Origin of the sequence: Treponema sp. UBA753 (assembly GCF_002297325.1) — a bacterium.
GTDB lineage: Bacteria > Spirochaetota > Spirochaetia > Treponematales > Treponemataceae > Treponema_D.
In genome coordinates, this window is the sequence record NZ_DBKJ01000016.1 from 1 (window position 1) to 13,589 (window position 13,589).

Annotated in this window: 18 protein-coding genes; 7 read left to right on the forward strand and 11 right to left on the reverse strand. The window is 37.9% G+C overall.

Going from position 1 to position 13,589, the window contains the following annotated elements; translation table 11 throughout:
- Positions 1 to 238: 238 nt before the first annotated feature.
- From B4C08_RS00955 to B4C08_RS00970, 4 genes are all read left to right on the forward strand, one after another.
- Complete coding sequence (locus tag B4C08_RS00955) at positions 239 to 874, forward strand: flavodoxin (protein WP_296662180.1); 636 nt, start codon at positions 239 to 241, stop codon at positions 872 to 874.
- Between the two features lie 259 nt (positions 875 to 1,133).
- A complete protein-coding gene (locus tag B4C08_RS00960) occupies positions 1,134 to 1,997 on the forward strand; it encodes an aldo/keto reductase (RefSeq protein WP_296662181.1) in 864 nt (287 codons plus the stop codon).
- A gap of 92 nt (positions 1,998 to 2,089) precedes the next feature.
- Positions 2,090 to 2,521, forward strand: coding sequence for a cupin domain-containing protein (locus B4C08_RS00965; protein ID WP_296662182.1), 432 nt, complete (start codon positions 2,090 to 2,092; stop codon positions 2,519 to 2,521).
- An 11-nt stretch (positions 2,522 to 2,532) separates the two neighbouring features.
- Positions 2,533 to 3,204, forward strand: a complete 672-nt coding sequence (locus B4C08_RS00970) for a dihydrofolate reductase family protein (protein WP_296662183.1) — start codon at positions 2,533 to 2,535, stop codon at positions 3,202 to 3,204.
- Between the two features lie 26 nt (positions 3,205 to 3,230).
- On the opposite strand, the gene B4C08_RS00975 is transcribed toward B4C08_RS00970, so the two are convergent.
- The 11 genes from B4C08_RS00975 to B4C08_RS01025 all read right to left on the reverse strand — a co-directional run bounded on the left by B4C08_RS00975 (position 3,231) and on the right by B4C08_RS01025 (position 10,406).
- Positions 3,231 to 3,926 carry a LysR family transcriptional regulator gene (locus B4C08_RS00975; RefSeq protein WP_296662184.1) on the reverse strand — a complete coding sequence of 232 codons (696 nt, stop codon included), beginning with the start codon at positions 3,924 to 3,926 and terminating at the stop codon, positions 3,231 to 3,233.
- 60 nt (positions 3,927 to 3,986) lie between these two features.
- Positions 3,987 to 4,091, reverse strand: coding sequence for a LysR family transcriptional regulator (locus B4C08_RS00980; protein WP_296662185.1), 105 nt, complete (start codon positions 4,089 to 4,091; stop codon positions 3,987 to 3,989).
- 3 nt (positions 4,092 to 4,094) lie between these two features.
- The gene (locus B4C08_RS00985; RefSeq protein ID WP_296662186.1) at positions 4,095 to 4,667 is read right to left on the reverse strand and encodes a type III toxin-antitoxin system ToxN/AbiQ family toxin; all 573 of its coding nucleotides are present in this window, start codon (positions 4,665 to 4,667) and stop codon (positions 4,095 to 4,097) included.
- Between the two features lie 315 nt (positions 4,668 to 4,982).
- The gene (locus B4C08_RS00990) at positions 4,983 to 5,186 is read right to left on the reverse strand and encodes a DUF3791 domain-containing protein (RefSeq protein WP_296662187.1); all 204 of its coding nucleotides are present in this window, start codon (positions 5,184 to 5,186) and stop codon (positions 4,983 to 4,985) included.
- 10 nt (positions 5,187 to 5,196) lie between these two features.
- On the reverse strand, positions 5,197 to 5,358 hold the full coding sequence (locus B4C08_RS00995) for a hypothetical protein (RefSeq protein ID WP_296662188.1): 162 nt from the start codon (positions 5,356 to 5,358) through the stop codon (positions 5,197 to 5,199).
- A 147-nt stretch (positions 5,359 to 5,505) separates the two neighbouring features.
- Positions 5,506 to 6,591: a hypothetical protein gene (locus tag B4C08_RS01000; RefSeq protein WP_296662189.1), complete on the reverse strand. Its 1,086-nt coding sequence runs from the start codon at positions 6,589 to 6,591 to the stop codon at positions 5,506 to 5,508.
- Positions 6,570 to 7,547: a radical SAM/SPASM domain-containing protein gene (locus B4C08_RS01005; RefSeq protein WP_296662190.1), complete on the reverse strand. Its 978-nt coding sequence runs from the start codon at positions 7,545 to 7,547 to the stop codon at positions 6,570 to 6,572. The genes B4C08_RS01000 and B4C08_RS01005 overlap by 22 nt, the downstream gene beginning before the upstream one ends.
- Before the next feature lie 8 nt (positions 7,548 to 7,555).
- Positions 7,556 to 8,428 carry a radical SAM protein gene (locus tag B4C08_RS01010; protein WP_296662191.1) on the reverse strand — a complete coding sequence of 291 codons (873 nt, stop codon included), beginning with the start codon at positions 8,426 to 8,428 and terminating at the stop codon, positions 7,556 to 7,558.
- A 47-nt stretch (positions 8,429 to 8,475) separates the two neighbouring features.
- Positions 8,476 to 9,645 (reverse strand): radical SAM/SPASM domain-containing protein, encoded by a 1,170-nt coding sequence (locus B4C08_RS01015; protein ID WP_296662192.1) that lies wholly within the window; start codon positions 9,643 to 9,645, stop codon positions 8,476 to 8,478.
- A 151-nt stretch (positions 9,646 to 9,796) separates the two neighbouring features.
- Positions 9,797 to 10,150 carry a hypothetical protein gene (locus B4C08_RS01020; protein WP_296662193.1) on the reverse strand — a complete coding sequence of 118 codons (354 nt, stop codon included), beginning with the start codon at positions 10,148 to 10,150 and terminating at the stop codon, positions 9,797 to 9,799.
- Between the two features lie 55 nt (positions 10,151 to 10,205).
- On the reverse strand, positions 10,206 to 10,406 hold the full coding sequence (locus B4C08_RS01025; RefSeq protein ID WP_296662194.1) for a hypothetical protein: 201 nt from the start codon (positions 10,404 to 10,406) through the stop codon (positions 10,206 to 10,208).
- A gap of 142 nt (positions 10,407 to 10,548) precedes the next feature.
- Between B4C08_RS01025 and B4C08_RS01030 the strand changes: the two genes are divergently transcribed.
- From B4C08_RS01030 to B4C08_RS01040, 3 genes are all read left to right on the forward strand, one after another.
- Positions 10,549 to 10,875 (forward strand): helix-turn-helix domain-containing protein, encoded by a 327-nt coding sequence (locus B4C08_RS01030; RefSeq protein ID WP_296662195.1) that lies wholly within the window; start codon positions 10,549 to 10,551, stop codon positions 10,873 to 10,875.
- Between the two features lie 456 nt (positions 10,876 to 11,331).
- Positions 11,332 to 12,396 carry an alpha/beta hydrolase gene (locus tag B4C08_RS01035; RefSeq protein WP_296662196.1) on the forward strand — a complete coding sequence of 355 codons (1,065 nt, stop codon included), beginning with the start codon at positions 11,332 to 11,334 and terminating at the stop codon, positions 12,394 to 12,396.
- A gap of 64 nt (positions 12,397 to 12,460) precedes the next feature.
- The gene (locus tag B4C08_RS01040) at positions 12,461 to 12,982 is read left to right on the forward strand and encodes a cupin domain-containing protein (RefSeq protein ID WP_296662198.1); all 522 of its coding nucleotides are present in this window, start codon (positions 12,461 to 12,463) and stop codon (positions 12,980 to 12,982) included.
- Positions 12,983 to 13,589: the final 607 nt, after the last annotated feature.

Sequence of the window (13,589 nt, forward strand, 5' to 3'; positions counted from 1 at the left end):
AAAGAGCGTGTCTCAAGCTGGCTTAAAAATATCGGCGAGAAATAAAATTGAAATTTTCTCATTGGCTTTTTTGGGAGGTATAACAAAAACTATGCCTAAGATAGCGTCAAAGTTTTTGTTTACAAGTTTGCGTTGCAAACTTCTATATCAACTGTTGTTTCTCACTGTGTTGCGAAACAACTTAAAAAAGTCAAATCGAAAATTGAAATTTTCTCATTGACTTTTTTTGGAGGAAAATATGAAAAAATTTGTTATGGCTGCTGCTGCGGCTTTGAGTGTGTTTTCTGCTTGTGCGGCTGATTCTGGAAGCGGCTCGAATTTTCAGGCTGGCGGAAAGAACAGCGGAAAAATCCTTGTGGCTTACTATTCCGCGTCTGGAACAACAAAGGCGGTTGCCGAAAAAATTGCGTCATACCTTGGCGCGGATTTGTTCGAGGTTGTGCCGAAAGACGATTACACTTCCGCTGACCTTGACTGGACAAACAAGAAAAGCCGTGTCTGCCGCGAGCACGACACGATTTTCGGCTCAAAGGCGAACGGAACGGCAACTGTTTCAGACCTGAAAAAACTTCCTGTCGCGATGAAAGGCAGCGTGCCGGATTTAAGCGGATACGAGACAGTGTTCATCGGCGCGCCAATCTGGTGGGGAATCGACGCCTGGCCTGTAAACGCGTTTGTCGAGGGCGCGGATTTTAAGGGAAAAACAGTTGTTCCGTTCTGCACTTCAATGAGCTCGGGGCTTGGAAGAAGCGGCGAACTGCTTCATGAGCTTGCTGGAGCTGACAACGGAAACTGGCTCGCCGGAAAAAGGTTCGGCACAAGAGCAAGCGACAGTGAAGTTAGAAACTGGATTGATTCAATCGGCGTGAAGTGAAAGGCAAGCCTTGAGATTTGCTGCGAGATTTTGTTGATAAAAAATGCTGACGCGTTAGGGATTGGAAGGGTGAGCGCATTTTGAGAAAATGCGCGAAAACAAACGCTTGCGTTTGGTCGGAGGCGGAAGCCGTAGCCCTGAAAAGCCCGACGGTTGCGGTGGTTGCGCATGTCGTCCGTAGGCGCGAAGCAACCAGAGCGACCGGAACGCCCTAAATATATCATATATTATAGAGGAAACTTTTGCTTTTGGAGGAAATATGGATTTTGTTACATTGAACAACGGCGTAAAAATGCCGATGCTTGGTTTCGGCGTGTTTCAGGTGCCGGACGGAAATGTTACGGAGCAGGCGGTTTATGACGCGATTTGCGCGGGCTACCGGCTGATTGACACGGCGGCGGCTTACCAGAACGAGGAGTCGGTCGGACGTGCGATTGCCCGTGCGGTTTCTGACGGAATTGTGAAGCGCGAGGAGCTTTTTGTTACCACGAAACTTTGGGTTCAGGATTACGGCTATGAGAATGCGAAAAAGGCGTTTGCAGTTTCGCTCAAAAAACTGGGGCTTGGCTACCTTGACCTTTATCTTTTTCATCAGCCGTTCGGCGACTATTACGGCTCTTACCGCGCGATGATTGATTTGTACAAGGAAGGAAAAATCCGCGCAGTCGGCGTGAGCAATATGTATCCTGACCGGCTTGCTGACCTTTGCGAGAATTTTGACGTGATTCCTGCGGTGAATCAGGTGGAGCTTCATCCGTTCTTCCAGCAGCCTTGCGCGCTTGAAAACATGAAGAATTACGGCGTTGTGCCTGAAGCCTGGGGGCCTTTTGCGGAAGGCAAGCACGAGATTTTCAAGAATCCTGTACTGGCGGAAATTGCTGCTAGCCACGGAAAAACTGTAGCGCAGGTGGTTTTGCGGTGGAACATTCAGCGCGGTGTTGTCGTGATTCCAAAGTCCGTTCACAAGGAGCGGATCGAGGAAAATTTCAACGTGTGGGATTTTGAGCTTTCCGCGGACGATATGAAGAAAATCGCCGCGCTCGAAATCGGACACAGCGAGATTGTGAACCATTCCGACCCTGCGTTTGTAAAAATGATAAATGGCTGGAAAATCCACGAGTAGAAAGACAATTAGCAATGCGTAATGAATAATGCTTAATGCGTGGACGTGGGATTTCGCGTCTGCGTGTTGAGCAATTATTATGGGGCAAAAATATGACAAAAGAAGAATTTTCTAAAATCGACAAATTTGGAGTTGGAGAACCGAACGAGGCGTTCGCGAAGTATTTTATCGGGCAGTCGTTTTTGAAGCCGCTTACGGACGCGAAAAAGGGCGAGATTCCGATTTTCAACGTTACGTTTGAGCCTGGCTGCCGCAACAACTGGCATGTTCACCACGCAACGAAGGGTGGCGGTCAGGTTTTAATCTGCACGGCTGGAAGCGGATGGTATCAGGAATGGGGAAAAGAGGCGGTTTCAATGGAAGAGGGGAGCGTTGTCGTGATTCCTGCGAACGTCAAGCACTGGCACGGCGCGAAAAAAGACAGCTGGTTCAGCCACATAACGTTTGAGCCGGCAGGCGAGGAAACTTCCAACGAATGGCTGGAGCCTGTAAGCGACGAAGAATATAATAAACTTGGGAAATAAGGAAAATCGAAATGAAAATCATCTGTTTTATGTACGCGAGCCTTGACGGGCGGATTGACTGTGCGATGACTGAAAAAATCGACCCGGAGGCGAAGTCATATTACACTCATCTTGCGTCATTCGGGGATTTTACGCAGATTAACGGAAAAACTACGAACGCGATGCACTACGCGGAAAGCGGCGTTTTTGAGGTGAAAAATTACTGCGCGTGCGGCGAAACTTTTTTCAAGGCGGAAGATGCGGCCGGCTATCAGGTCTGCATGGACACAAAAGGAACTCTGCTCTGGAACTCAAACCGCGTTGACGGAAAGCCTTTGGTTGTCGTTACAAGCGAAAAGGCAAGTTTAGAATATTTGGATTATTTGAAGTCAAAAGAAATTTCGTACATTGCTTGCGGCACGGAAAAAATTGATTTGAAAAAAGCAGTCGCGTTTTTGGAAAAAGAATTCGGCGTAAAAAAATCAGTGATTACCGGCGGCGGACACATAAACGGCTCGTTCCTTGACGCGGGCTTGATTGACGAAGTTGAGATGATGTTCGGAGCTGGAATCGACGGACGCGGAGGCTGGGCTGCAAGTTTTGACGGCAGACCGCAAGGCAGAAATCCTGTTGCGCTTGAATTGCTGGATGTTGAGCGGCTTGAAAAAGACACCGTGCTTTTGAAGTACAAGGTGAAAAAATAAAAAAAAGTTAGGGCAGTGTCGCCCTCTCACCCTCTGAAAAACTCCACGAACGCTTTTGCGCTCGGACTTAGGTTTGCGGACTTTTTCCAGGCAAGGACTGAGGTCATCGGGTTTGCTTTTTCAAGCGGAACAAATGTAAGACCATCGTAGTTGTAGAGTTTTTCAACAGTGATGGCCGCGGTGTTCTCTAGCTTTACAAGGTGCGTTATGTTTCCCGGCAGGTTGTAAGTTCCGGCAACCGTGATTTTTTCGGCGCAGTCTGAAAGCCATGCTGAAACTTCGCTCCGCATTGTCGTGCGCCACGGAATGTAAAGCGGAATCGTTGTCAAATCCTCTGGCGTTACGGAGCTTTTTGCGGCAAGAGGATTGTCGCTTCTCACAAGAATCCCCCAGTGCTCAACCGTTTTTATGCGCACAAAGTCGTAGTGGAGAATCTCGACTGGCTCGCTCATAAGCCCGAAGTCCAGAATTCCCTGGTCAAGGCGGAATTTTATGTCGTCTGCAATCGCGCTGTAGATTCTGTAAGTGATTTTAGGATTCAGCCTTTTGAACTCCGCAAGCTTTTCGGCAAGCTCCCTCATTCCCATGTTCTCGCCGCACCCGAACGCAAGCTCGCCTGAAATCTCGTTGCCGCCCTCGGAAAATTCCCGACGGATTTTATCTTCCAGCGAAAGCATTTCCTCTGCCCGCCGCTTTAGAAGAAGCCCCGCGTCCGTAAGCACAATGCAGTGGCTCGACCGCACAAAAAGCGGCTGCCCAAGCTCGTCCTCAAGCTGCGCAATCTAGCGCGAAAGGGCAGGCTGGCTGACATTCAGCGACATTGCCGCCTTTGTGAAATTTTCCTCCCTCGCAACCGCCAAAAAATACCGCAAGATTCTTAGTTCCATTGATTATTTCCATTCATCGCATTTTTGTTCAAGAAGTTTAAAATCACAGCAGAATTTTATGATTTTTCCAGTTTTAGCCTGTTTTTCGTAAAGTCTTGAGATTTTTGTTATTATCTGTCCGATTATTTTAAGACAGAATGTATATTCAAGATTAAGCAGGATTTTGTATTTTTTTGTGTCTAGTGAATCATTTTTATCAGGATTTATGTTTACAAAATCATAAACTCCTTTTTTTACAGGAATCATTTTTTTTAAGTCAATTACAGAAAGTATATGCTTTGCTTCATTCTCTGAAATCTGCACGAAAATATCTTTTTCAGAGACTTTTGCAATTGGACAGTTCTCGTAGATTACGAAACGGTCTTGGTCAACATTTTTCCATGTTTTGTGTTTTTCTTTTGCGGACGACAAGGGAACTACATATTCATAATTTTCTGTATTTACAAGAATTCCAAGATAAGGTTTTGACTCATATCCGCTTTGCTTGTAGTAAACTTCCGGGCAGGATTCATGAAGATATTTCAGATAATTTTGATTTATATTTATGAATTTGAGATTTTCCTTTAAAGAAAACAATATTGCCCCTCTCAAAAAATAAGACCGTCCAAAAAGGGCGGTCTGCTTTAATCTTCATCTCTTTATGATATTCATCAAAGGTTAATGGAGACCTTCTTTAATCTTCATCTCTTGACGGACTTAGACCGCAGGTTAATGGAGACCTTCTAAAAAGAATATACAAGTTAATTTGTGATTCGTCAAGATTTTTCTTTTTAGTGGAGCTTCCCCGCCTTGCGGCAGGTCGGGCTATCCGCACTTCGCTTGCCGCTCATTCCTTCACTTCGTTTCGGAACTGCTACGCAGGTGCTCCTATCCCTAAGCCATATTGTTACGTCAACAACTTGCATCCTTAATCATACTGTCGATGTCGGCGAATGCGTTTTCAATCGCCTCTGAATGATACATTTCGTACATATTAAAGACGCGCTCCGTAAGATTCAGATCGTCCAGTTTGTTCAGAATTTTGTCAGCGGTTGTCTTTTTGAAAAATGCGTACTGTTCAAGCAGAAATGAGAAAAATTCCATCTCTTTTGTCATTCTGCGCCTCCTAATCCCTTCTAAGATAAAGCGAGCTTTGCAGGCTGCCTGTAACCTGCTCGTTTTCCCATATATCAAAAATTCCGTCCGGGCTGAAATCCCACATTTCAAGTTTCGGGTCGGAGAGCATTCTGTATGTTTTTGAATTCAGGAATTTTCTGTAGGAATCCATGAGCGAAAATCCGTACTTCCGGCTTATTTTTAGTGAAACTTCCTTGTTGTAAAAATTAAGGATAAAAGGCAGTTAATTTGTCATAGATTTTTGCCTCGATAAAGTTCAGTGCTTGGAAAAGTTAAGTATGGGAATGATCGGAAAAACTTATTTCAGATAATAAACTTTAGTTTTTTTTATGATAAATTCTGGAATCTCATTAATAGAATAAGCTCCAACATTATTAAATTCTATGACTGAACCGATTTTTAATGCAGGTTCATTTGTAAGTTCTGTAAGAATATCAGATTCTTTGCATGTACTGCCAACAATGTACTGTTTTTCTTCTTTTTTATTTTTTGAATTTTGTATTCTATAACCCTTGATTTTTTTTCCTTTTAGAAATGGCAAATGAATAATAGAGCCATTTGCAATGCAATATATTATTTCGTTTATTTTTTTTATATCAATAATGGTTGTATAATATTTTCCGCAATTTCTTACAATAGAGTTACCAGGCTCGAATATTATCTTTAGATATTCCATTTTCTTTTCTTTTAGAACATTCAGCACCGATTCATAATAGTCTCTTATATTCCAATATTTTCTGGAGACTTTATATCCACCGCCAATATCAATTCTTGTAATGTTTTTCAGATTATAATGTAAAATAATTTCACATAAAGTTTCTGCAATAAGTTTAAAGACAGAAGGTTCTCGTGTATTTCCTGAAAAATGTGCCTGTAGGCAAATTAAATTAACTTTTTTATATTTTAAGAGAAATGAAATAATTTCTTCTATATCTGTAATTCCAAATCTCGAAACCTTATTAAAAAAAGTATTTTTGTCAGTTTTTATATAGTCTAAATTGCAACGAAGTCCTATGCTGCATTTTATATTTAGCTCACATATATCTTTGATAATTTCTTCTGAATCAGCAATTATTAGTGTTCCTGATTTTAAAATTTTTTTCAAATTTTTCTTTGAAAAAGCGGTTCCGTTTACAATTATTTTTTTTGAGTCAATTCCTATTTTTTTTAAATATTGATATTCAAGATATGAGCAGACTTCAAAAAATCCGTCAAGTTTTTTTATAGTTTTTAGAATTTTTTTATTATAATTTGCTTTTATTGAATACGCAGGAATGTCGGTTCTGCTGTTTTTTGTGCAGATTGATTTCCAATTGGAATAGTTTTCCTTTACAGAGGATAAATTAAATTCATAGTAAGGAGTTATTTTTTTACAAAAGGGCATCTAAAATCTCCCATTCCTAATTTTCTAAAGTAATTCCAGGACATTCCTATGCAACCGCCATTGCAGTATTTTAGATATTCGCAAGAAGAACACAAAGAGCTTTCTTTTACTTTATAGTTTGAAAATATTTTTGCCTTTTCTGAATGAATTATCTCTTCAAGGTTTTGTTCTGCAAGATTTCCAAGCGGAAAATCCGTAAGGCAAGTGCATGGATATACTGTAAAATCTGGATAAACATATATTTTGCTTTTGACATCTCCGCAATTAGATGTGATATTCAGATTATTTATTTTTCCAGAATCTATAAATTTATCAAGCAATTCAAAATCAAAAAGTTTTTTTATTTTTACAGGAACAAGAGATTCTTCTAATATGAAATCAACTAGCCCATTCCATTCATTTATAGAAATTGTGTTTTTTAATTTTTCACATCCAAACGGCAACGCAGGTGAAACTTTCCAATATTTCATATTTTGAAAACTTTTAATCTCTTTTACAAACTCAAAGATATGTTTGTAATTCTGTTTGTTCACTGTTGTTGAAATGTTATATGAAATTCCCAAATTGTTAATTATTTTTATTGTTTCATTGATTTTTGTAAAAATATCATTCTCTTGACCACGAATCCTATTGTGAACTTCTTTGTTGCCATCAATTGAAATTTGGATGTGGATATTATTTGTTTTTATTCTTTTTAACCAGCCGTTATAAACTCCGTTTGTGTTTACGCAAATCTTCTTAAAATGATTATTACAAATTTGTATTATGTTTGTTAAATTTGAAAGACTTGGTTCTCCTCCTGTAATTATTAATGTATATTTTGAAAAATCATTGCTTTTTAATATGCTTTTTAAGGTCTGGATATTAATATCTGCGGAAGATTTGTATTTATTACCTCTTATACAAAAACTGCATTTTAAATTACATTTTTGATTTACTAATAGATATAATTGCATAAAATTTCCTATTCACAGTCGATAATCCATTGCTTATCATATATTGGTGTAAGATAAGAACTTTCCAAAGACTTGCAAATGTTCATCTGATTGCAATTTTTACATTTTTCTAAAATTCGAATTTTCTTAAAATAATTTCGTTTTTGCAGATTATGGTTATAGTCAGAAAAATAAAATGATGGAGTTTTTTGAATGTTACAGTTTTCAAAATCTGGCAAAAAGCAAACAGGCACATCAAGAAATTCTATACGCATTTTTTTATGTAAGTTCATATATGAATTCTGAATAAAATCTGAAAACTGTGGTATGAACAATGATTTTACATTGTTTTTTTTTGATTTTTTTGTATTATTCATTCTTGCAATTATTATTGTATCAGGAAAAAGTTTTTTGCTTTCTAAAAAATCTTGAATATTGAAATTAGATTCTATCATTTCTTGTGAGACAATGAATTTTATATTAACTTTACATTTTTTTTGCTGCAATAAATAAATATTTTTAAGAGTTTTATCAAATGAACCTGAATTTTGTGTTATAAAATCATGCAAATTTTTATTTCCGTGAATTGGTGTTATAAACCTGAATCTACTACTATCTGGAATTTTTAAAATGTCTAGGTTTGTACCATTTGAGTAAATTGCAACAGATGAATTGTATTGCTTATATAGAAACAATAAAATGTTGTAAAAACTTGGATGAAGTGCTGGTTCTCCTCCATTTAATACAATCAAATCATTTTCATTAAGATTCAATCTTTTTACTGTATTTAGAAGACTTTCAAAAGTAATTATTTTTTTTGTTGTTCCTGTTGAAGATGAAAAGCAAAAAACACAATTATTATTGCAAAAATAGTCTATGTTGAAATAATAAATATTATTCATATTCGAATTGAAAATTTCATTTGTCTTGAGAATATTCTTTAAACAGCTTATAAATTTGCTTGATGCATAAAATTAAATTTTCCTTCGCGGGATTTTTTTATGATTTTTACAGCATGAGGATTTAATTTGCTTAAATCTGCTCCAGAATCATAAAATTTATAAATTTCAGTGTTAATTTCTGTAATTTTAGAAAGAAGTCTTTTTGCCCGGACACATGTCGTATTGTTTATTTTTTCAAAAGATCCTTCAAGAATTGCACTGGAAACGCAGCCTCCTTTGCAGACTCCAAAGAATTTACAGTTTTCCCTGCATTGTTTTTGTCTTTCAATACTTATTCTTTCAAGATTTTTGTATGCTGCAGTGCTAAAAGCTTGTGAAAAATTTTCTAATAATGAAATATTTCCTAAAATAAAATCAGATGTATATGGTCTTCCGCATGGATATATATCGCCATTTGGGTTTATGCAAATCCTATTGTGAATACAAGAACCGCCATATTGAATACAATACAACCTATCAGAAACTTTAAGTAAATCTTCAAAAGTTCGCATTGATATATTACATTCTTTGTCAAATAACCATTTTTGATACATTTTGCACAAACAGTCAACATATTTTATAACGTCTAATTCTAACTCTTTGTGCTCAAGAGCATTTCCGCTCATGAACATTGCCAATACCTTGAAGTTAAATCCTTCATTTTTGAACCAGTTGTAGGTGTTTTCAAAATGTTCTATTGATAAGCCATTTTCTACGCATAGTGTGCCAAATTTAATGCCTTTTTCTTTTAGACAGCACATATTTTTGTAAACAATTTCAGTGTTGGACCTCAAATCATCATTGTGAGGACCGTCAAAAGAAATTCCTACTGAAAAATTATATTTCTTAAACAACTCAATCCACTTGTCATCAATCAACAGCCCATTAGTCTGAATAGAATTTTTAAAAATGACATTCTTTTCAGAGGCTATCTTTTCTTGATATTCAAGAACATCTGTAAAATTTTCTATTCCCCAAAGCGTTGGTTCTCCGCCATGAAAAACAACAAAAATTTCAGAATAATCTTTCGCTGCAATTGCGAACATTTTTTTTGCATAATCAGGCTTCATCATTGTATTATCAAAACCTTCTTCTGCGTGATAGCAATGTTTGCAACGCATATTACAGTTGTTTGTAGGCTTTACAGTAATTGATATTCTATTCAATTTATTTGCCACTTATTGTTTAATCATCATCAGAGTCTGAACCCCAGCTTTCTTCACCTTCAAACCAGGCCGCCCAAGCTAGAATAGAATCCAATTCACTTTCTTTCTTATTCATTTCAGTAATTTCATTTTTTGTCATTTTTATTTTCTCCCAAAAATTGATTTATATTTTTAAAACAGAGTCTCTTATTTTTGATTTTATTTTTTCTTTCAATCCTTTTGTGATTAGATATTTGTCTATTTTTTCATTCATCTGATCTACAGTAAGGTTTTCTTTTGCCATGATTTTTTTACAAGTTGCAGTTATGATTGCAGAATATCCATACTTTGCAATTATTGAAGAACTTGTGCTTATAACACAGAGTAATACAATTCCTCCTATCATTCCGCCAGGACCAAGTGATGCCAATGTTGATGTTATTGCTGCTGCGCCTACCAATCCTGTTGTGCTCATTACAGTCAAAAAAACAATAGCGGGAATTCCTATTCCTGCAAGTCTTTCCACAAATTCGTCCATAAAAAACCTCCATTTATAATATTTTATAAATCAAAAAAGAGTTTTGTTCTTGAAGTCAAGAATATTTTTTTTCATTTTCTGATAAAATATTTCTTAATTCCTTTTTTAGGTCATCTTTGTCAGATTGAGTAAGAGTTTCAGAATTTTCAATTTCTTCAAACAATGAAAAAATTCCTTTTATTGCAATAGTATGCATTGAACTGTCAACTAGAGTTTTTAATTTTTTGAGTTTTTCAATAATTTCATCTTTTTCCATAATCACCGCCTCCAATAACTTATTATTAGTCCGTATTTCTACGCGTGATTTTGTTTGTGCGTAAATTTACTTAATTTGAATTATATTCGTTAATTTACTAGAAGTCAACGTAAGATCAGTAAATTAACGTACAATTTTGTGCATGGGATTCAAGGAAAATTTGCGGGATGAGATTTCTTATCAGGGGCTGATGATAAAGGAGCTTGCCGCGCGTGCCGGACTTAATGCCGGTTCGGTGAGTAATTATCTTAAGGAAAACAGCTCGATTCCATCCGCCGATGTCGCCGTAAAAATTGCGTCCGCCCTGAATGTCTCCGTTGAGTATCTTGTGAACGGAAAATCCTGTGCTGAAGGCGGAAAAAAATATTCTCCAGAAATCCGCAAAATGGCGGATAAACTTGAGTCCATGTCTTCCCGCGACAGAAAGAATGTCGGCGCGCTGATTGATGCAATCTGCGAGGATTTATAGTCATTCGAAAAGATTCATCCTAAACTTTTAGTTCGAGCAAAAAATCTAACGGCTTGATTTTGTTCAATTTCATCTATGGAAATAATTCCGCACCCCGAACTGGAGCAATTTCTTGGAACGGGATAATTCCGTTTACTGACCGCAAGTAATTTCTTCAATCGGAATAATTCCGTTTACTGCCGTTAAGCATTTTCAACAAACGGAATAATTCCACGGGCTGAATTTATGTATTTTCTTGCTTCGGAAAAATTCCGCGGCCTTGCAAAGCACATTTTCTGCCTGCGGAATTTTGTTTTTATTTAGAATCTATCAAAAGCATAAAAACGGCTGAATCAAGGTCTTGAACGTAAGCGTACCTTGATTAGGTTTATTCACTTTTTGCATATCTTGAAATAAGAAATAAATATTAGACATAACGACTTTGCAGAATTATATTATTTTCCAGTTGGAGGAATTATGAAAAAACTTTTGCATTCTATTTTGGCGGTGGTTATGGCTGGAGGAATGGTTTCAGCGTCATTTGCAGACTCTTCAAAACTGGTAAAAAAAGCGTTGTCGGCAAAGGCGATGAAAAATGACCGCTATACTTTTGAGCTTGCGGAAAATGTTGTTCGAGAACGGGTCGCTTTTCACAATAAATTCGGAATTACGCTTGTTGGCGATTTGTACACTCCCAAAAATGCGGCTGGAAAGATGGCTGGAATTGTGGTTGGAGGTTCTTATGGTTCTGTCAAGGAGCAGGTTGCCGGTTTTTATGCAAACCAGATGGCTTCGCGCGGATTTGTAACTCTTGCGTTTGACCCTTCCTTTACCGGGGATTCTGGTGGAGAAGCTCGGAATGTTACTTCGCTTGATATAAACACAGAAGATTTTTGTGCGGCAGTGGATTTTCTTTCAACTTACGGCGGAGTTGACCCTGAAAAAATCGGAGCGATTGGAATTTGCGGCTGGGGCGGAATTGCATTAAATGCGGCTTCGATTGACACAAGAATCAAGGCGACTGCGGCAATCACTATGTACGATATGCACCGTGTTATGGCGAATAGCTACAATGACGTGAATGACAATGCGGAAGCTAGAAAAAAGACAAAGGAAGCGTTGAGCGCGCAGCGGACAAAAGATTATCTTTCAGGAAAACCTGAACTAAACGGAGGTCGGGCGGCAAAACTTACAGGGAACGAGCCGCAGTTTCAAAAAGAATACTGGGATTACTACATTCAGCGCGGATACCACAAGAATTCTGTGAACAATCCGGGGCAAGGCTGGGCTAAAACATGGGTTCTTGGAATGATGAGCACACCAATTCTTGCATACATTGATGAAATTGAAGCTCCAGTACTGCTTGTTCACGGTGAAAATGCCCATTCAAGGTATTTCAGCAAGGATGTTTTTAAGAGGCTTAAGGGCGACAACAAGGAACTTTACATTGTGCCGGGCGCGGTTCATACCGACTTGTACGACAACTTGGAAAAAATTCCTTTTGAAAAAATCACAGACTTTTTTAAGACGAATTTGAAATAAATGCTGGTTAGATTCCTGTTTCAAGCACAGGAATGACATAAAAAAACAAAGCAAGGAAGAAAACATGAAAAAACTTTTGGTTGTAATTTTGGCGGCAATTATTGCAGGAGGTTCGGTTATGTTCGCACAGACAAAAACAGAAACATTGGAATATCCTTCAGAAAAATCAGTTATGAAGGATTTGAAAAAAGAAAAGGGCACAATTTTTCCGCTTGGCGGTCCGAATGTGAATTACGAAAAATATTTCACAGGAAGAACTTTTATTTGTCCTATGGCAAACGACAGCATAAGCGTTTCAAATGTAACTTTTACAAAAGGCGCGCACACTTTCTGGCACGTTCATCATGGCTCATGCCAGATTCTTGTAACGGAAGCCGGACGCGGATATTATCAGATTTGGGGCGAAAAACCTGTTGAACTGAAACCCGGCGTGGTTGCGACAATTCCAGAAGGCGTAAAGCACTGGCACGGAGCTGCACCGAACGCAATAATGCAGCACCTTTCTGTAATGCAAAGAAATCCAGATGTTTCAACAGAATGGCTTGAAGAAGTTGCCCCTGCGGAATATGCGAAGCTTGGGAAGTAGGAAAAATTATATTAGAAACAAATTTGACGAAAGCATTTTTCTGTAGTATATTGAAATAAAGGAAATGCCCGATTTCTGTCGGTCGTCTCCACTGTATTGCTTTAAAAGCCGCCACAGAGGTTCAAACTTGGCGGCTTTACTTTTTAACTCTTCTTATTTTTAAGGTAAGAAAGGGCTGCGATAACTGCACTTGCAACACCAGCGATGCAATTTATAATTGCTGCTACTGCCAAAACAAGCTCTAAAGTCATACGCAAGTCCTCCCGATTTTCAAGATTCCAGCGAGCTGGTTTGAGTTCGGGAGACGCCGCCTTAGAAATCAGGCATTTCCAGTAAAATAATTATAGTACATTTTATTACTACTGTATATATGTAAAGGGTAATTTAATGCTATAAACGGAAAGGATGTTACCATCTTTATTCATGCAACTGGAACTTTTCTTTACATAAAAAATTCTGTTTAAATTTATTTTCATGCTTTTATCTCCTGATATGTTGTATTTTAAGGAAAAAATAGACAAAAAATAGATTTTTTAGGGGACAAAATTCTTTTGCATATTTGAAAATTTACAAAAAATATAGTTTTATTCACTTTTTGCATATCTTG

Excerpts from the sequence above, each read along its gene's own strand:
- B4C08_RS00955 (WP_296662180.1), top strand. The coding sequence starts at position 239 with ATGAAAAAATTTGTTATGGCTGCTGCTGCGGCTTTGAGTGTGTTTTCT.
- B4C08_RS00960 (WP_296662181.1), top strand. The coding sequence starts at position 1,134 with ATGGATTTTGTTACATTGAACAACGGCGTAAAAATGCCGATGCTTGGT.
- B4C08_RS00965 (WP_296662182.1), top strand. The coding sequence starts at position 2,090 with ATGACAAAAGAAGAATTTTCTAAAATCGACAAATTTGGAGTTGGAGAA.
- B4C08_RS00970 (WP_296662183.1), top strand. The coding sequence starts at position 2,533 with ATGAAAATCATCTGTTTTATGTACGCGAGCCTTGACGGGCGGATTGAC.
- B4C08_RS00980 (WP_296662185.1), bottom strand. The coding sequence starts at position 4,091 with ATGGAACTAAGAATCTTGCGGTATTTTTTGGCGGTTGCGAGGGAGGAA.
- B4C08_RS00990 (WP_296662187.1), bottom strand. The coding sequence starts at position 5,186 with ATGACAAAAGAGATGGAATTTTTCTCATTTCTGCTTGAACAGTACGCA.
- B4C08_RS00995 (WP_296662188.1), bottom strand. The coding sequence starts at position 5,358 with ATGGATTCCTACAGAAAATTCCTGAATTCAAAAACATACAGAATGCTC.
- B4C08_RS01000 (WP_296662189.1), bottom strand. The coding sequence starts at position 6,591 with ATGCCCTTTTGTAAAAAAATAACTCCTTACTATGAATTTAATTTATCC.
- B4C08_RS01005 (WP_296662190.1), bottom strand. The coding sequence starts at position 7,547 with ATGCAATTATATCTATTAGTAAATCAAAAATGTAATTTAAAATGCAGT.
- B4C08_RS01010 (WP_296662191.1), bottom strand. The coding sequence starts at position 8,428 with ATGAATAATATTTATTATTTCAACATAGACTATTTTTGCAATAATAAT.
- B4C08_RS01020 (WP_296662193.1), bottom strand. The coding sequence starts at position 10,150 with ATGGACGAATTTGTGGAAAGACTTGCAGGAATAGGAATTCCCGCTATT.
- B4C08_RS01025 (WP_296662194.1), bottom strand. The coding sequence starts at position 10,406 with ATGGAAAAAGATGAAATTATTGAAAAACTCAAAAAATTAAAAACTCTA.
- B4C08_RS01030 (WP_296662195.1), top strand. The coding sequence starts at position 10,549 with ATGGGATTCAAGGAAAATTTGCGGGATGAGATTTCTTATCAGGGGCTG.
- B4C08_RS01035 (WP_296662196.1), top strand. The coding sequence starts at position 11,332 with ATGAAAAAACTTTTGCATTCTATTTTGGCGGTGGTTATGGCTGGAGGA.
- B4C08_RS01040 (WP_296662198.1), top strand. The coding sequence starts at position 12,461 with ATGAAAAAACTTTTGGTTGTAATTTTGGCGGCAATTATTGCAGGAGGT.